Annotated in this window: 15 protein-coding genes; 5 read left to right on the forward strand and 10 right to left on the reverse strand. The window is 61.0% G+C overall.

Features of this window, described 5'->3' with window-relative positions; genetic code table 11:
* The first annotated feature begins 65 nt into the window (after positions 1-65).
* A complete protein-coding gene (uvrA, locus tag E4Z66_RS01865) occupies positions 66-2,930 on the forward strand; it encodes an excinuclease ABC subunit UvrA (protein ID WP_136461234.1) in 2,865 nt (954 codons plus the stop codon).
* 63 nt (positions 2,931-2,993) lie between these two features.
* The gene (locus tag E4Z66_RS01870) at positions 2,994-3,224 is read left to right on the forward strand and encodes a hypothetical protein (protein ID WP_136461235.1); all 231 of its coding nucleotides are present in this window, start codon (positions 2,994-2,996) and stop codon (positions 3,222-3,224) included.
* Between the two features lie 58 nt (positions 3,225-3,282).
* On the opposite strand, the gene E4Z66_RS01875 is transcribed toward E4Z66_RS01870, so the two are convergent.
* The 7 genes from E4Z66_RS01875 to E4Z66_RS01905 form a co-directional block, all read right to left on the reverse strand.
* Positions 3,283-3,486: a YgaP family membrane protein gene (locus tag E4Z66_RS01875; protein WP_136461236.1), complete on the reverse strand. Its 204-nt coding sequence runs from the start codon at positions 3,484-3,486 to the stop codon at positions 3,283-3,285.
* Between the two features lie 63 nt (positions 3,487-3,549).
* Positions 3,550-5,127 (reverse strand): Hint domain-containing protein, encoded by a 1,578-nt coding sequence (locus E4Z66_RS01880; protein ID WP_136461237.1) that lies wholly within the window; start codon positions 5,125-5,127, stop codon positions 3,550-3,552.
* Between the two features lie 251 nt (positions 5,128-5,378).
* Complete coding sequence (gene mmsB, locus E4Z66_RS01885) at positions 5,379-6,251, reverse strand: 3-hydroxyisobutyrate dehydrogenase (protein WP_136461238.1); 873 nt, start codon at positions 6,249-6,251, stop codon at positions 5,379-5,381.
* Complete coding sequence (locus E4Z66_RS01890; protein WP_136461239.1) at positions 6,248-7,300, reverse strand: enoyl-CoA hydratase/isomerase family protein; 1,053 nt, start codon at positions 7,298-7,300, stop codon at positions 6,248-6,250. The genes mmsB and E4Z66_RS01890 overlap by 4 nt, the downstream gene beginning before the upstream one ends.
* Positions 7,297-8,439, reverse strand: coding sequence for an acyl-CoA dehydrogenase family protein (locus E4Z66_RS01895; RefSeq protein ID WP_136461240.1), 1,143 nt, complete (start codon positions 8,437-8,439; stop codon positions 7,297-7,299). Before E4Z66_RS01895 ends, E4Z66_RS01890 begins: the two co-directional genes overlap by 4 nt.
* Before the next feature lie 40 nt (positions 8,440-8,479).
* Entirely contained in the window at positions 8,480-8,959 is a 480-nt protein-coding gene (locus E4Z66_RS01900) for a hypothetical protein (RefSeq protein ID WP_136461241.1), read from the reverse strand.
* A gap of 70 nt (positions 8,960-9,029) precedes the next feature.
* On the reverse strand, positions 9,030-10,529 hold the full coding sequence (locus E4Z66_RS01905) for a CoA-acylating methylmalonate-semialdehyde dehydrogenase (RefSeq protein WP_136461242.1): 1,500 nt from the start codon (positions 10,527-10,529) through the stop codon (positions 9,030-9,032).
* 131 nt (positions 10,530-10,660) lie between these two features.
* Between E4Z66_RS01905 and E4Z66_RS01910 the strand changes: the two genes are divergently transcribed.
* From E4Z66_RS01910 to coaD, 3 genes are all read left to right on the forward strand, one after another.
* The gene (locus E4Z66_RS01910) at positions 10,661-11,563 is read left to right on the forward strand and encodes a LysR family transcriptional regulator (RefSeq protein WP_136461243.1); all 903 of its coding nucleotides are present in this window, start codon (positions 10,661-10,663) and stop codon (positions 11,561-11,563) included.
* Positions 11,564-11,663: 100 nt separating this feature from the next.
* Positions 11,664-12,098 (forward strand): CBS domain-containing protein, encoded by a 435-nt coding sequence (locus E4Z66_RS01915; RefSeq protein WP_136461244.1) that lies wholly within the window; start codon positions 11,664-11,666, stop codon positions 12,096-12,098.
* A 69-nt stretch (positions 12,099-12,167) separates the two neighbouring features.
* Positions 12,168-12,677: a pantetheine-phosphate adenylyltransferase gene (gene coaD, locus E4Z66_RS01920; RefSeq protein ID WP_136461245.1), complete on the forward strand. Its 510-nt coding sequence runs from the start codon at positions 12,168-12,170 to the stop codon at positions 12,675-12,677.
* Between the two features lie 16 nt (positions 12,678-12,693).
* Here the strand turns inward: coaD and gap (E4Z66_RS01925) are convergent, their stop codons facing one another.
* The 3 genes from gap (E4Z66_RS01925) to gap (E4Z66_RS01930) all read right to left on the reverse strand — a co-directional run bounded on the left by gap (E4Z66_RS01925) (position 12,694) and on the right by gap (E4Z66_RS01930) (position 15,047).
* Positions 12,694-13,707 (reverse strand): type I glyceraldehyde-3-phosphate dehydrogenase, encoded by a 1,014-nt coding sequence (gap, locus tag E4Z66_RS01925; protein WP_136461246.1) that lies wholly within the window; start codon positions 13,705-13,707, stop codon positions 12,694-12,696.
* A gap of 71 nt (positions 13,708-13,778) precedes the next feature.
* Positions 13,779-13,922 carry a hypothetical protein gene (locus tag E4Z66_RS19570; protein WP_168797699.1) on the reverse strand — a complete coding sequence of 48 codons (144 nt, stop codon included), beginning with the start codon at positions 13,920-13,922 and terminating at the stop codon, positions 13,779-13,781.
* Positions 13,923-14,045: 123 nt separating this feature from the next.
* On the reverse strand, positions 14,046-15,047 hold the full coding sequence (gene gap, locus E4Z66_RS01930; protein WP_136461247.1) for a type I glyceraldehyde-3-phosphate dehydrogenase: 1,002 nt from the start codon (positions 15,045-15,047) through the stop codon (positions 14,046-14,048).
* Between the last annotated feature and the right edge of the window lie 163 nt (positions 15,048-15,210).

The raw sequence follows: 15,210 nt of genomic DNA on the forward strand, positions 1-15,210 counted from the left end.
CGAATTCAGGTTGGAGACTCGCCCCGGCTGACTTATGTCTAAACGCGAACACCCCGGGGGCAGTCATGGCCGAGCAGAAATTCATCGAAGTGCGCGGAGCGCGCGAGCATAACTTGAAGTCGATCGACGTGGATATTCCGCGCGACCAGCTTGTGGTCATTACCGGGCTGTCCGGGTCGGGGAAATCCTCGCTCGCGTTCGACACGATCTATGCCGAGGGGCAGCGCCGCTATGTGGAATCGCTGTCGGCCTATGCGCGCCAGTTTCTCGACATGATGCAAAAGCCGGATGTGGATCATATCGCGGGGCTGAGCCCGGCGATCTCCATCGAACAGAAGACCACGTCGAAGAACCCGCGCTCTACCGTGGGGACCGTGACCGAGATTTACGACTATATGCGGCTGCTCTTTGCACGCGCGGGGACGCCCTATAGCCCGGCCACCGGCCTGCCGATCGAGGCGCAGCAGGTGCAGGACATGGTGGACCGGCTGATGGGCATGGAAGACGGCACGCGCGGCTATCTTCTGGCCCCGATCATCCGCGACCGGAAGGGCGAGTACAAAAAGGAATTCGTCGAACTGCGCAAGCAGGGCTTTCAGCGCGTGAAAGTCGATGGCAGCTTCTATGAACTGGATGAGCCGCCCACGCTCGACAAGAAATTCCGCCACGATATCGACGTTGTGGTGGACCGCATCGTGATCCGCGAGGGGATGGAAACCCGGCTGGCCGACAGCTTGCGCACCGCGCTGGACCTGGCCGACGGCATCGCCATCTTTGAAACCGCCCCGCGCGAGGATGAGGGCGAGCCGGAGCGCATGACCTTTTCCGAGAAATTTGCCTGCCCGGTCAGTGGCTTCACCATCCCCGAGATCGAGCCGCGCCTGTTCTCGTTCAACGCACCGTTCGGGGCCTGCCCGGATTGTGACGGGCTGGGGGTGGAATTGTTCTTTGACGAACGTCTGGTGGTGCCGGATGCCACGCTGAAAGTGGCCGATGGGGCGCTGGCGCCCTGGCGCAAGGGCAAGTCGCCCTATTTCCTGCAAACCATCGAAGCCATTGCGAAGCACTACGAATTCAACAAGAACGCCCGCTGGAAAGACCTGCCAAGCTTTGTGCAGCAGGTGTTCCTGTACGGTTCGGGCGAAGAGGAAATCCAGTTCCGTTATGACGAGGGCGGGCGGGTCTATCAGGTCAGCCGCGTGTTCGAAGGGGTGATCCCCAATATGGAACGCCGCTACCGCGAGACCGACAGCAACTGGATTCGCGAAGAGTTCGAACGCTATCAGAACAATCGCCGCTGTGGGTCTTGCGGTGGCTATCGTCTGCGCCCGGAGGCCCTGGCGGTCAAGATCGCGGGTCTGCATGTGGGCCAAGTGGTCGAAATGTCGATCCGCGAGGCTTATGACTGGTGCAAGGCGGTGCCGGAGCATCTGACCAACCAGAAGAACGAAATCGCCCGCGCGATCCTCAAGGAAATCCGCGAGCGGCTGGGCTTTTTGAACAATGTGGGTTTGGAATATCTGACGCTGTCGCGTTCCAGCGGGACGCTCAGCGGCGGGGAGAGCCAACGCATCCGGCTGGCCAGCCAGATCGGGTCGGGCCTGACTGGCGTGCTTTATGTGCTGGATGAGCCGTCCATCGGCCTGCACCAGCGCGACAATGACCGCCTGCTGGGCACGCTCAAGAACCTGCGCGATCAGGGCAACTCCGTGATCGTGGTGGAACATGACGAAGAGGCCATCCGCGAGGCGGATTACGTTTTTGACATCGGGCCGGGCGCCGGGGTGCATGGCGGGCAGGTCGTGGCCCATGGCACGCCGCAGCAGATCGCCGCCAACAAGGATTCCGTCACCGGGCAATACCTGCAAGGTGTTCGAGAGATCGCGGTCCCGGCCAAGCGCCGCAAGGGCAACAAGAAGAAGATCACGGTCAAGAATGCCACGGGCAACAACCTCAAGAATGTCAGCGCCGATTTCCCGCTGGGTAAATTCGTCTGCGTCACCGGCGTGTCGGGTGGGGGCAAGTCCACGCTGACGATCGAGACGCTGTTCAAGACCGCCTCCATGCGGCTGAACGGCGCGCGCCAGACGCCGGCCCCGTGCGAGACCATCAAGGGGCTCGAACATCTCGACAAGGTGATCGATATTGACCAGCGCCCCATTGGGCGCACGCCGCGATCCAACCCGGCGACCTATACCGGGGCCTTCACGCCGATCCGCGACTGGTTCGCCGGTCTGCCCGAAGCCAAGGCGCGCGGTTACAAGCCGGGCCGCTTCAGCTTCAACGTCAAAGGCGGGCGCTGCGAGGCCTGTCAGGGCGACGGGGTCATCAAGATCGAGATGCACTTCCTGCCCGACGTCTACGTGGAATGCGAGACGTGCAAAGGCGCGCGCTACAACCGCGAAACGCTGGAGATCAAGTTCAAGGGCAAGTCCATTGCCGATGTGCTGGATATGACGGTGGAAGACGCGCAGACATTCTTTCAGGCAGTGCCGTCGATCCGCGAAAAGATGGATGCGCTGATGCGGGTGGGCCTTGGCTACATCAAGGTCGGCCAGCAGGCGACGACGCTGTCAGGCGGCGAGGCGCAGCGCGTCAAACTGTCGAAGGAACTGTCGAAACGGTCCACCGGGCGGACGCTGTATATTCTGGATGAACCCACCACGGGTCTGCATTTCGAAGACGTGCGCAAGCTGTTGGAAGTGCTGCATGAATTGGTTGATCAGGGCAACACGGTCGTGGTGATCGAACACAATCTGGACGTGGTGAAAACCGCAGATCACCTGATCGATATCGGCCCTGAGGGCGGCGATGGCGGCGGCGAAATTGTCGCGAAAGGCACGCCCGAACAGGTGGCGGAGGTCGAAAGGTCGCATACCGGCCGCTATCTCAAGCCACTACTTCAACCTCGAAAAGTCGCCGCGGAATAGGGCGCGCACAGGATCGTCCTGCCCGCCCGTTCCCCTCGTGCGATATGCGTAGGAGTATTGAATATGGCATCCGTAGACATGCATTCCGCAGCCGGTACAGGCACCAATCAGACCAAGGCAGCGGAGCAACCCAGCGACGCGCAAACGGTCGAAAATATCCTGACGGTGATCTTCACCGTTCTTGCCGCCTGGGGCGTGCTGATCGCCTATTTCGGCTATCCGGCATTCTTCCTGCCGGTCCTTTTCTCTGTCCCGGTTATGTTCGTGACATTGATCCGGATTACCTTCGGCTAAGCCAGACGGGATCAAAAGACGGGCAGAGCCATACGCTCTTGCCCGCGCCGATCTTCGGCTATTTGGCGCGGCAGGTAGTGATCCCAAGTGCGGAATAAATGCCGCAAGACCCCAGAACCCCCGTGATCAGCCCAATCGCGCCGCCCACCAGGTACAGCCAGCTGTAACTGCTGTCGCTGCTGGCAAAGTATCCGGCGAACAGGGCAAGACCCAGAACGATCCGGGCGGACCGGTCCATCTTGCCGACATTGCGTGTGATCATCGTGAGACCCTCCGTGCTGGGCACCCAGATTGATCTGCGCGCCGCTCAAGGTCAACTCACGTTTCAGCCAGCCAGTGCCGCGCGCAACGGCGCAACATCGCGCGACCGCAGGGTGGGGCGGTTGGCTGCGCCATAACCGTCCGGGTCCGTTGCAAGCGCCGGGAACAGCGCGAAAATCTCTGCCTGCGTTTCGGCATCGAAGGCGTCCAGCGTCTGCTGGCCGGGCTGATAGCTTTCGGAGATCAGGCCATCCGAGAACAGCGTCTGGTGGCTGTCCAGCAGCAGGTGCACATAGGTGACTTCGGCCAGATCATCGGCCCAGCAGACCGTGCGGTGATTGACCAGATCCTTCGCCTTCACCAGCACTTCGGGCGCGCCGAACAGAAGCTCTGCCCAGATATCGCAGACCAGAATGCGGTGATTGGGGGACACGGTGATGTCGCGCTGCGCGCCAAAGCTGCCCGCTGCGATACGCACGGGGCGATGCTTGCCCTCGGCCTTGACGCGGGAGGTGCCCGCCCAGCGAACCGGCATCGGCCCGTTGTCACGGGTCAGCACGATCTGGCCCGGACGAATGTCTTCGACCAGCATGGGGCCGTCTGGTGTGTCCACGCGGCACCCGGCGGTAAAGCAGGGCACCTGCACGATCTCCACCAGACCGCTTGCGGCATTGCCGGAGGTATCCTCGGCCGTATAGGTGAAATAGACCGTCTCAGCATCGTCATCGCCCAGGATCTGGAACGTGCCATCCGGGTTCAGCGTGATTTCCTGCCCGGTCGGCAGGACAACGGTATCGCCCGCAGAAACCGGGGTGCCATTGATATGCGTGACTGACAACGTCCCCGCAGAGGAGCTGTCATTGGCCAGCACGTCCAGCGTCTTTTCGTCGTTGTGGCCGAAGGTGATCTCGTCATCCTGAAGCACGACGGTCGATTGAACAGAGCCGCCCGCGATCAGCAGATTGGTGTCATAGCCACTGTCCTGAACATCCGCGACGCCGATTTTCAGCGTATTGGGCACACCATTATTGACCGGTGCCACGAATGTCAGCGTGATGGTGAAACCGTCCATCTCTGTGTTGTAGGCATCGCTGGTGTTGTCGTTGTAAAGGTTCGGGGTTTCCGCGCCATTGATATTCCCGACCGAGGCAGACCCATCCCCGATGGAGACTTCCGCCTCGACACCGTTGACCCAGACGCCGACCACGTCGAGATAGTTGGAACTGATGAATTCGGGATATTCTTCCGAGGCGATGACGAAATCGATGGTGATGAAATCGCCGTCGGGGGTGAAGTCGATCTCCATGAAGGCCGCATCATAGGACGCGCGCCCGGCAATCGCGTCGAAATCGGAATCGCGGTCGATCCCGTTGGTGTTCGTGCCGGTATTGGTCGAGGTGTTGGTATTGGTCGTGCCGTCGGAATTGGTGAAATCCGCGACGTGGCCGGTGGACAGGATGACGCCGCTATCGCCCGGTGTGGCATCGGGGGAAATCGCATCGCCATTGGTGTAGATGCCCGAGGATTGCGCATCGCCAAAATACTGCGCCGCATTGACGATGACACCACCGCCAAAAATCTCGTTCGCCATTTCCAATTCGGTTGCCGTCGCGTCGATCGGCAGCTCTGTTGCGTTGGGCATTCTGCTCTCCTGCGGCGCAGCTTTTGCGCGTCCTTCGGGGCAGTATGACAAGCGGTTTTGACGACAGGCTGCCGGGCAGGGGGCTTTATCGTGTCAGTACACGTTTAACGTCAAAGGGGCTGACCTGTGCTGGGAGGTTAGAAATTTAATAAAATCAGATGTTTGGGGTTGGCGCGCGACGGTGCCAAGCCACGCGCGCCACATTTCCTTCGAGGTTTCGACAAATTTTCGTCAAACTCTCGCCGATTGGATTAAGACCGGCCCCGTCCTTCAAAGCGCGGCAGCATGGCGGAAAAATCGCGCCCGCGCCCGTCTTCGTCCTCGACGAATGTCCGGTAGAGCGCCAGCGCCTGCTGGCCCATCGGCGTGTCCGCATCAGCGGCTTCTGCCGCCTGCTGGCTCAGCCCCAGATCCTTCAACATCAATTCTGCCGCGAAGCCCGGCTGATAGCCGTTATCGGCAGGCGATTGCGGCCCGACGCCGGGGGCAGGGCAATAGGCATTCATCGTCCAGCTATAGCCCGAAGATGTGCTGACCACGTCGAACATCTTCTGCCGGTCCAGCCCCAGTTTGTCTGCCAAGGCAAAGGCTTCGCAGGTGGCAATCATGGTCACGCCAAGGATCATGTTGTTGCAGATTTTCGCCGCCTGACCCGCGCCTGCTGCGCCGCAATGCACCGCTTTTTGCCCCATGATCTCGAACAAGGGTTCGGCGGCGGCAAAGGCGTCGGCACTGCCGCCCGCCATGAAGGTCAGCGTACCCGCTGCCGCGCCGCCAATACCGCCAGAGACCGGCGCATCCACGGATTTGAGCCCTGCTGCCTCTGCCTGTTGCGCCACGGCGCGGGCGCTTTCCACGTCAACGGTGGAGCAATCGACCAGCGTCGCACCCGCTGTCATTGCCGGGATGATCTGGCCCGCAACCTTACGCAGGATGTCGCCATTGGGCAGCATGGTGATGACCACATCCGCGCCTTGCACCGCCGCCTCTGCCGTTGCGGCCTGGGCCACGCCTTCGGCTGTGGTGCCCGCCACGTCGAACCCCGTGACCTCGTGCCCGGCCTTGGCGAGGTTGGTCGCCATTGGCGCGCCCATATTCCCCAAACCGATAAATCCAATCTTCATGGCGTGTCTCCTCCCTCAAGGGTCAATGCGTCTTTTCCAAGCGGTTGCAGCATCTTGGACACCGCTGTCGCCGGTACGTTCATATCCGCGAATTTCCAGCGCGGATTGCGGTCCTTGTCGATGATCTGTGCGCGGATGCCTTCAAGGAAATCCCCGTGCTCCATCGCGCGAAAGGTAAAGCGATATTCCAGATCAAGCGCCTTTTCGATGCTCAGCCCCGGGCCGCGCAGGCGGTGGACGGTTTCGATCGTGCAGGCCATCGAAAGCGGGCTATTGCGGCTGAGGCTTTTCAAGGTGCTGGCGGCGAAGTCGCTGGGATCATTGCGCAAATCGTTCAGGATGTCGGCCAGAGCCTCGCCCGCAAAGAGCCTGTCGATCTCGCCTTGCGCCTGCGCCAGCGGGCCCGGCTCCGGCGAGGTGATCCAGCGTTCAAGGGCACTGTCCGCCGAACCGGTTTCGATTAACGCAGCCTTGACCAGTTCCCAGTTCGCTTCGGCAATGAAGTGATCGGCAAAGCCTGCATGGATTGCGTCGCCTGCGTTCATCCGCGCTGCCGTTGTTCCCAGATATTCGCCCAGCCGTCCCGGTGCCAGCGCCAGCATGAGAGAGCCACCCACATCCGGCACCAGCCCGATCCCGCATTCGGGCATGGCGATCTGGCTGCTTTCGCCCACGATCCGATGCGAGCCGTGGCAGCCGATCCCCACACCGCCACCCATGGTGAAGCCTTGCAGAAAGCTGACCACAGGCTTGGGATAGGCGAACAGCTTGGCGTTCAGGCGGTATTCGTCCGCCCAAAAGGTACGGCCATAGGCGAAATCGCCCTTGGTCCCGGTATCATAGAGTTCGGCAATATCGCCGCCCGCGCAAAAGGCGCGTTCGCCCTCCGCGTCGATCAGGACCAGCGCCACCGCGTCATCCGTGCGCCATGCGTCCACGGCCGCTTCGATCGCGGTACACATGTCATAGGTCATCGCATTCAGCGCTTGCGGGCGCGTCAGAGTGATACGGCCCGCGCGGCCTTCAACCCGTATGGAAATATCGCTCATCGGTTTTTCAACATGTCGCGCGCGACGATGACCCGCATGATTTCGTTGGTGCCTTCAAGGATCTGGTGAACGCGCAAATCGCGCACCAGCTTTTCGATCCCGTAATCGGCAAGATAGCCATACCCGCCATGCAGTTGCAGACATTGGTCCACGACTTTCGATCCCGTATCGGTCACGAATTTCTTGGCCATGGCGCAGAACTTGGTGGCGTCGGGCGCTTTGTTGTCCAGCTTCCACGCGGCTTGGCGCAAGAAGGTGCGCGCCGCTTGCAGCTCGATCTCCATATCGGCAAGGCGGAATTGCAGGCCTTGGAACTGGTCGATGGTCTGCCCGAAGGCCTTGCGCTCGCCCATATATGCCAGCGTCAGGTTCAGCGCGGTCTGGGCCGCGCCAAGCGAGCAGGCCGCAATGTTCAGCCGTCCGCCATCCAGCCCCATCATCGCGTATTTGAAGCCCTGGCCTTCCTCGCCCACGAGGTTTTCTGCCGGGATTTTGCAATCGTCGAACTGCACCTGCGCGGTGGGTTGCGAACGCCAGCCCATCTTGTCTTCCAAAGCGCCAAAGCTCAGACCCGGTGTGCCATCCGCCACATAGACGGTGGAAATCCCCTTGGGGCCGTCCGCACCGGTGCGCACCATGCAGACATAGGCATCCGAATAGCCACCGCCCGAGATGAACGCCTTGGTGCCGTTCAGCACATAGCCGTCATTGCTGCGGTCTGCCCGGGTCTTGAGCGCCGACGCGTCAGAGCCGCTGCCCGGTTCCGTCAGGCAATAGCTCAGCACGGTTTCAAGGCTAAGCACATCCGGCAACACGCGCGCCTTCATCTCGTCCGAGCCGAAACTGTCGATCATGCGGGCGCACATGTTGTGGATCGACAGGAACGCCGCGACAGAGGGGCAGGCCATGCTGAGCGCTTCGAACACCATGGTCGCGTCCAGCCGCGACAGCCCCGCGCCGCCGGACTCCTCGCTGACATAAAGCCCGCCAAAGCCAAGCTCCCCGATCTTGGGCCACAAATCCTTGGGGATCGTGCCTTCCGCCTCCCACTGGCGGGCATATGGGGCGATGTTGTCCTGTCCGAACGCATGGGCCATATCGAAAATGGCCGATTGTTCCTCGCTCAGTGCGAAATCCATGAAGTTCCTCCCACAGGTCTTCCGTTAATTGAACGCGTGTTTAATTTTTACCCGGCTCCGATTGTCGAAGCAAGCTGTCATGCGCCGCGCGCCGTGCCGGGCCGCAGGGGATCAGCTGGTTCAGATCGTCGAATGTCAGGCTGTTCAGCCCCGCGGTCGCCAGCGCATCGCTTTCTGTCTGGGCGATCCGCATGTTCTCCGGATTTCCGACAATGCCCAATTCCGCCATCATGGTCAGCAGCCTGCGCGACGGTTCCGTCTTGGCCAGATAGACGCGCAGCGGCATCCCCAATTGAATGTCCGAGTCGAATTTCGCGTCCCGCATAGCTGTGGCGGTCGCCCGGTTCAGGTGGTAGGCCGTGATCTCTGTCAGGTCCACGAGATGGGTTCGCGCCGTCAACGCAAGAGGGTCTGCGCAGAACTCGCTGAAACACGCGAAGCTCTCGGAAATGTCGGTCATTCCCCAATATTTGACGAAGACCAGTTCACGTTCCGGCAAAATCCGGTAGCCGATCGGCATTACACATCCGTTTCTTAGCGCGCACACTCCCACAGGGAAGCGTACGCGCCTTTTTGGTTGCCGCTCAAGTTTATTCCATGACGGGGATCGAGAACTCGCCACCTTCCTTGATGCCCGAAGGCCAGCGGGAGGTGATGGTTTTCGTGCGCGTATAGAACTTGAACGCGTCCGGGCCGTGCTGGTTCAGGTCGCCAAAGACCGACTTCTTCCAGCCGCCGAACGTGTGATAGGCCAGCGGCACCGGGATCGGCACGTTAATGCCCACCATGCCGATATTCACACGGTTGGCGAAGTCGCGGGCCGCGTCGCCGTCACGGGTGAAGATCGCGGTGCCGTTGCCATATTCGTGGTCCATCGCGAGGCCAAGCGCCTCTTCATAGGTTTGCGCGCGAACCGTGGTCAGGACGGGGCCGAAGATTTCGGTCTTGTAGATGTCCATATCCGGCGTGACCTTGTCAAAGAGATGCGGGCCGACGAAGAAGCCGTCCTCATAGCCTTGCAGGTTGAAGCCGCGCCCATCGACGACCAGCTCCGCGCCCTGATCGACGCCAGATTGCACCAGCCGTTCGATATTGGCCTTGGCAGCAGATGTGACGACCGGGCCGTAATCCACGTCGTCGCCTGCGGTATAGGGGCCGACCTTCAGCTTTTCGATGCGCGGCACCAGCTTTTCGATCAGGCGATCGGCGGTTTCATCGCCGACCGGCACCGCAACGGAAATCGCCATGCAGCGTTCGCCCGCCGCGCCGTATCCGGCACCAACCAGCGCGTCCGCCGCCTGATCCATATCCGCGTCGGGCATGATGATCATGTGGTTCTTGGCGCCGCCAAAGCACTGCACGCGCTTACCGTTGGAGCAGCCCTTGCCATAGATATATTCCGCGATCGGGGTGGAGCCGACAAAGCCGATGGATTGCACGACAGGGTGCTCCAGCAGCGCATCCACGGATTCCTTGTCGCCATTTACGACCTGCAGGATGCCCTTGGGCGCACCGGCTTCTTCCATGAGTTCCGCCAGCATCAGCGGGACCGAGGGATCGCGCTCGGACGGTTTGAGGATGAAGGCATTGCCGCACACGATGGCGGGCGCGAACATCCACATCGGGATCATGGCAGGGAAGTTGAACGGGGTGATGCCCGCCGTCACGCCCAGCGGCTGACGCATGGAATACATGTCGATGCCGGGGCCTGCGCTGTCGGTGAATTCGCCCTTCAGCAGATGCGGCGCGCCGATGCAGTATTCGACCACTTCCAACCCGCGCTGCACGTCGCCTTTGGCATCCGGTACGGTCTTGCCATGCTCGCGGCTCAGCGCTTCGGCCAGCTTGTCCATATCGCGGTTCAGCAGTTCCACGTATTTCATCATCACCCGTGCGCGGCGTTGCGGGTTGACCGCGGCCCATGCCGGTTGCGCCTTGGCGGCGATTTCGACGGCCTTGGCCACTTCCTCTGTCGAGGCCAGCGGCACGCGCGCCTGCACTTCGCCAGTGGCGGGATTAAACACATCCGCGAAACGCCCGGATGTGCCGTTCACATGTTCACCATTCAGGTAATGCGTCAGTTCTTGCATCGGATTGGTCCTCTCCTTTGTTGCGCATACCCTAGACTTGCGAAAATGTTCTATAAAGTGGAATAATCTCAAACTCGTCTTGCAGAAATGCAAAGCTAGACCCAACACGGACAAGTAGGGGAGCGCCCGCGATGCCAACCAATTGGGATGACCTGAAATTATTCCTCGCCGTGGCGCGGACGCAATCGCTGTCGGGCGGCGGCAAGGCGCTGCGGCTTGATCCGGCAACGCTGAGCCGGCGGATCGCCCGGCTGGAAACCGTTCTGGGCCGTGCGCTTTTCGTGAAATCGCCGCAGGGCTATGTTCTGACCGACGCGGGCGAACAATTGCTGCCCCATGCCGAAGCGGCAGAGGCGGCTGTGCAGAGGGTCGAACTGGCCGGGGCAGGGAGCGCCGGACCAGAGGGGCTGACCGGGCAAATCCGCATTGGCGCGCCGGACGGGGTGGCCAACTTCCTGCTGCCGCAGGTCTGCGCCGCGATCGGGCGGGAAAACCCGAATCTCGACATCCAGATCGTCGCCCTGCCGCGTGTGTTCAACCTCAGCCGCCGCGAAGCGGATATGGCGATTTCGGTCTCTGCCCCCTCGACCGGGCGGCAGACGGTGCAGAAGATCACCGACTACAAACTGCATCTGGCCGCTGCGCCAACCTATCTGCACAACGCGCCGCCCCTGCTGACCCGCGCCGATCTGGGCCGTCACAGGGTCGTCGGCTATATCCCGGACATGATCTTTGACAAACAGCTCGATTACCAAAGCACGCTGGAACAAGACCGCGTTGCGCTGGCGTCGAACTCTGTCTCTGTGCAGACCAACTGGATCCGGCAGGGCGCGGGGATCGGGATCGCCCATGACTTCGCGCTGCCGGTGATTGGCGGGATCAAGCGGGTTCTCATCAACGAGATCAGCCTGACGCGCAGCTTCTATCTGGTCCGCCATTCCGACGACCGCAAGATCGCGCGCCTGAACCGTTTCGCCGACAGGCTGCTTTCGGGGCTGCGCGACGAAGTTAACCGGCTTGAAGCCTTGGCTTGACAGGTCGCGGTCTTGTGGAGGACGCTGCTCCTTACCACATGGCCGGAGCCCGGCCACGACCGGGATCGCTGTCGGCCACCAATTCAAGGGAGCCCGCTCGATGCTTGTCCGCCAAATTCTCAAATCCAAAGCCGACGATGCCGTCGTGACCGTGCCGCCGGGCACTTCTGTGCGCGAGGCCGCCGACGTGCTGGCCAAACGCAAGATCGGGACCGTGGTGATTTCGGAAGATGGGCAAAAGGCGCTTGGCATCCTGTCAGAGCGCGACATCGTGCGTGAACTGGCCGCCCATGGCGCGGCGGTGCTGACCGAACCGGTGGACACCTACATGACCACCAAGCTGGTGACCTGCAAGCTCGACGCCAGTGCCGAAGCGGTGCTGGCCACGATGACCGAAAAACGGTTCCGCCACATGCCCGTGGTGGAAGAGGGCCAGATGGTCGGGATCATCACGCTGGGCGATGCGGTCAAGGCGCAGATGGCGGAACTGAAAATGGAAAAAGACGCGCTTGAAGGCATGATCATGGGCTATTGAGCGAACGCGCTTGCAATTCCGCGCCGCATTTGTTGATTTCCCGCAGAAATGACCAGAGGGGAGGACGTCATGCGCGTTGGTCTATATCCGGGGACGTTCGATCCCATCACGCTTGGCCATATTGATATTATTCGCCGGGCGTCACTGCTTGTGGACAAGCTGGTGATCGGCGTGGCGATCAACCGGGACAAGGGGCCGCTGTTCTCGCTGGATGAGCGCGTGGCGATGATCGAGGCGCAGAGCAAGCTGCTGTCGGATCAAACCGGGACCGAGATCGTGGCCCATCCGTTCGAAAACCTTCTGATCGATTGCGCCCGCGATGTCGGCGCGCAGATCATCGTGCGCGGCCTGCGCGCAGTGGCGGATTTCGAATATGAATTCCAAATGGTCGGCATGAACCGTGTGCTGGATGACAGCATCGAAACGGTCTTCCTGATGGCAGAGGCCAAGCATCAGGCGATTGCGTCCAAGCTGGTGAAGGAAATCGCGCGGCTGGGGGGCGACGTGTCGCGTTTTGTGACGTCGGACGTCAACGAAAAGCTGATCGCGCGGATGGGGAACAGCTCATCCACTGGATGAGCCATCCCCGCTAACTTCATGCTTTGATGAGTTTTCCCATCTGGATGGCCGTATCGATCATCCGGTTGGAGAAGCCCCATTCATTGTCATACCAGGACAACGTGCGCAGCATGTTGCCTTCCAGGATCTTGGTCTGATCCAGCGACACGATGCTGGAGCGCGGGTCGTGGTTGTAGTCGATGGATACTGTCGGGCGATCCTCGACCCCAAGAATATTTGCCAGCGCCCCCTCAGAGGCGGCGATCAGCGCGGCGTTCACCTCTTCTACGGTGACGTCACGCTCCAATTCCGTGACCATGTCGACGCAGGACACGTTCAGCGTCGGCACGCGAATGGCCTGACCCGTCAGGCGGCCCTTGAGTTCGGGCAGCACAAGGCCTACGGCCTCTGCCGCGCCGGTGGAGGTCGGGATCATCGACGCCGCCGCCGCACGTGCCCGGTTGAGGTCTTTATGCGCACGGTCATGGGTCGGCTGGTCGCCGGTATAGGCGTGTACGGTGGTCATCATCCCGCGCTTGATGCCGAACGAGTCGTTCAGCACCTTCGCCACTGGCGCAAGGCAGTTGGTGGTGCAGCTTGCATTGGACACGACCCGGTCATCGGCGGTCAGATCGCCTTGGTTCACGCCATAGACGATGGTCTTGGGCTTGGGCGATCCGCTGGCCGGGGCGGAGATCAGAACCGCCTTGGAGCCGTTCTCAAGATGCGGTTGCACCGCGTCGACACTGCGGAACACGCCGGTACATTCCATCACGATATCCACATCCGACCAGGGCAGGTCGGCGGGATTGCGTTCAGCGGTGATGCGGATCGGTCCGGTGCCGGCATCCATCGTGTCGCCATTAACGGTGACGCGGCGGCCCAGACGGCCATGCACGGAATCGAATTCCAGCAAATGCGCGTTGGTTTCAGGTTCGGCCAGATCGTTGATCGCGACAACGCGCACATCCTCGCGCCCGTTTTCGATCAATGCGCGCAACACGTTGCGGCCAATGCGTCCGAAACCGTTGATTCCGATCGTGATAGTCATGCCGGTACCTCCTGGATGAAGTTAGCGCTAACAACGCTAAAACTGTCGGAATGTCAACCCAAGGGGTTCGGTCAACGCCAGAAGGCGAGCCAGTCAAGCAGTTCGAGGAATTTCTTGCTCAGGAAGATCATATGCTCATTCCCGAAATACCAGACGTCCAAAGCCGCAGCGCCGACGATAAAGAGGGCGAGCACAAGCGCGGCGGTATTGGTCATGGGGCGGACTCCGGTCTGCACAGACGAGAAAGGGCAGGGCCAGTGATGCCAGCCCCGCCCCTCAACCGCAAGTCGCGCCGTGATCTGGCGCCCTGATCGGGTGCTATTCTTGTCGTCCTGCGCTTAAACGAGCGCGCCCATGGCCGCGGCCACGTCGGCCATACGGACCGAAAAACCCCATTCGTTGTCGTACCATGCCAGAACGCGCACGGTGCGGCCGCCGATGACTTTGGTCTGTTCGGGCGCGAAGATCGACGAATATTCGGTGTGGTTGAAATCCACGCTGACCTTGGGTTCGGGATCATAGGACAGAACGCGGCCCATTTCGGTCTTGGTGGCGGCTTCGACGATGGCATTCACTTCTTCCACCGTCACATCGCGCGAGGCTTCAAATGTCAGGTCCACAGCCGAGACATTCGGCGTCGGCACGCGGATCGCGGACCCGTCGAGCTTGCCTTTCATGTTCGGCAGAACTTCGCCGAGCGCCTTGGCCGCCCCGGTGGAGGTCGGGATCATCGACATGGCCGCAGCGCGGGCGCGGTAGAGGTCATTGTGCCGGGTGTCATGGGTCGGCTGGTCGCCGGTATAGGCGTGGATCGTGGTCATCACGCCGCGTTCGATGCCGATACCGGAATCCAGAACCTTGGCCAGCGGTGCAAGGCAGTTGGTCGTGCACGAACCGTTGGACACCATCTTGTCCGCAGCGGTCAGCCCTTCGTGGTTCACGCCGAAGACGATGGTCTTGTCCACGTTCTTGGCCGGGGCAGAGATCAGAACCTTGCCTGCGCCGCGCTCCAGATGGGCCTTGGCCTTTTCACCGTCGTTGAACGCGCCGGTGCATTCCATGACGATGTCGCAGCCTTCCCAATCCAGCGCGTTCAGGTCGCGGGTGCTTTGCACATTCATCGGGCCACGGCCCAGATCCAGCCAGTTTTCGCCAAAGGTCACGTCGCCGGGGAAGCGGCCATGCACGCTGTCATAGCGCATCAGGTGTGCTGCGGTCTCAAGCGGGGCGGTGGAATTGATCTTCACCACTTCGATGTCGTTCCGGCCCGAAGCCGCGATATGTGACAAGGTGCAACGGCCGATGCGACCGAACCCATTGATACCCACTCTGATCGTCATGCGACGTCTCCTTTTCACCCGTGCACTGTCTTGCGGCGTCTATAGCGCGGCAAACTTCATCGGAAAATGGGCGAAACTGTGAAAACTCAGCATGTTAGCGATAAAGTTTCGGGCGAAATCATGGGTGGCGCTAACGGCGGCGCTAACAGGACTGTTGCGGTTG

This window comes from Aliishimia ponticola, from assembly GCF_004803475.1.
Taxonomy (GTDB): domain Bacteria; phylum Pseudomonadota; class Alphaproteobacteria; order Rhodobacterales; family Rhodobacteraceae; genus Aliishimia; species Aliishimia ponticola.

Coding starts and splice junctions, on each gene's coding strand:
- uvrA (WP_136461234.1), top strand. CDS start 66: ATGGCCGAGCAGAAATTCATCGAAGTGCGCGGAGCGCGCGAGCATAAC.
- E4Z66_RS01870 (WP_136461235.1), top strand. CDS start 2,994: ATGGCATCCGTAGACATGCATTCCGCAGCCGGTACAGGCACCAATCAG.
- E4Z66_RS01875 (WP_136461236.1), bottom strand. CDS start 3,486: ATGATCACACGCAATGTCGGCAAGATGGACCGGTCCGCCCGGATCGTT.
- E4Z66_RS01880 (WP_136461237.1), bottom strand. CDS start 5,127: ATGCCCAACGCAACAGAGCTGCCGATCGACGCGACGGCAACCGAATTG.
- mmsB (WP_136461238.1), bottom strand. CDS start 6,251: ATGAAGATTGGATTTATCGGTTTGGGGAATATGGGCGCGCCAATGGCG.
- E4Z66_RS01890 (WP_136461239.1), bottom strand. CDS start 7,300: ATGAGCGATATTTCCATACGGGTTGAAGGCCGCGCGGGCCGTATCACT.
- E4Z66_RS01895 (WP_136461240.1), bottom strand. CDS start 8,439: ATGGATTTCGCACTGAGCGAGGAACAATCGGCCATTTTCGATATGGCC.
- E4Z66_RS01900 (WP_136461241.1), bottom strand. CDS start 8,959: ATGCCGATCGGCTACCGGATTTTGCCGGAACGTGAACTGGTCTTCGTC.
- E4Z66_RS01905 (WP_136461242.1), bottom strand. CDS start 10,529: ATGCAAGAACTGACGCATTACCTGAATGGTGAACATGTGAACGGCACA.
- E4Z66_RS01910 (WP_136461243.1), top strand. CDS start 10,661: ATGCCAACCAATTGGGATGACCTGAAATTATTCCTCGCCGTGGCGCGG.
- E4Z66_RS01915 (WP_136461244.1), top strand. CDS start 11,664: ATGCTTGTCCGCCAAATTCTCAAATCCAAAGCCGACGATGCCGTCGTG.
- coaD (WP_136461245.1), top strand. CDS start 12,168: ATGCGCGTTGGTCTATATCCGGGGACGTTCGATCCCATCACGCTTGGC.
- gap (WP_136461246.1), bottom strand. CDS start 13,707: ATGACTATCACGATCGGAATCAACGGTTTCGGACGCATTGGCCGCAAC.
- E4Z66_RS19570 (WP_168797699.1), bottom strand. CDS start 13,922: ATGACCAATACCGCCGCGCTTGTGCTCGCCCTCTTTATCGTCGGCGCT.
- gap (WP_136461247.1), bottom strand. CDS start 15,047: ATGACGATCAGAGTGGGTATCAATGGGTTCGGTCGCATCGGCCGTTGC.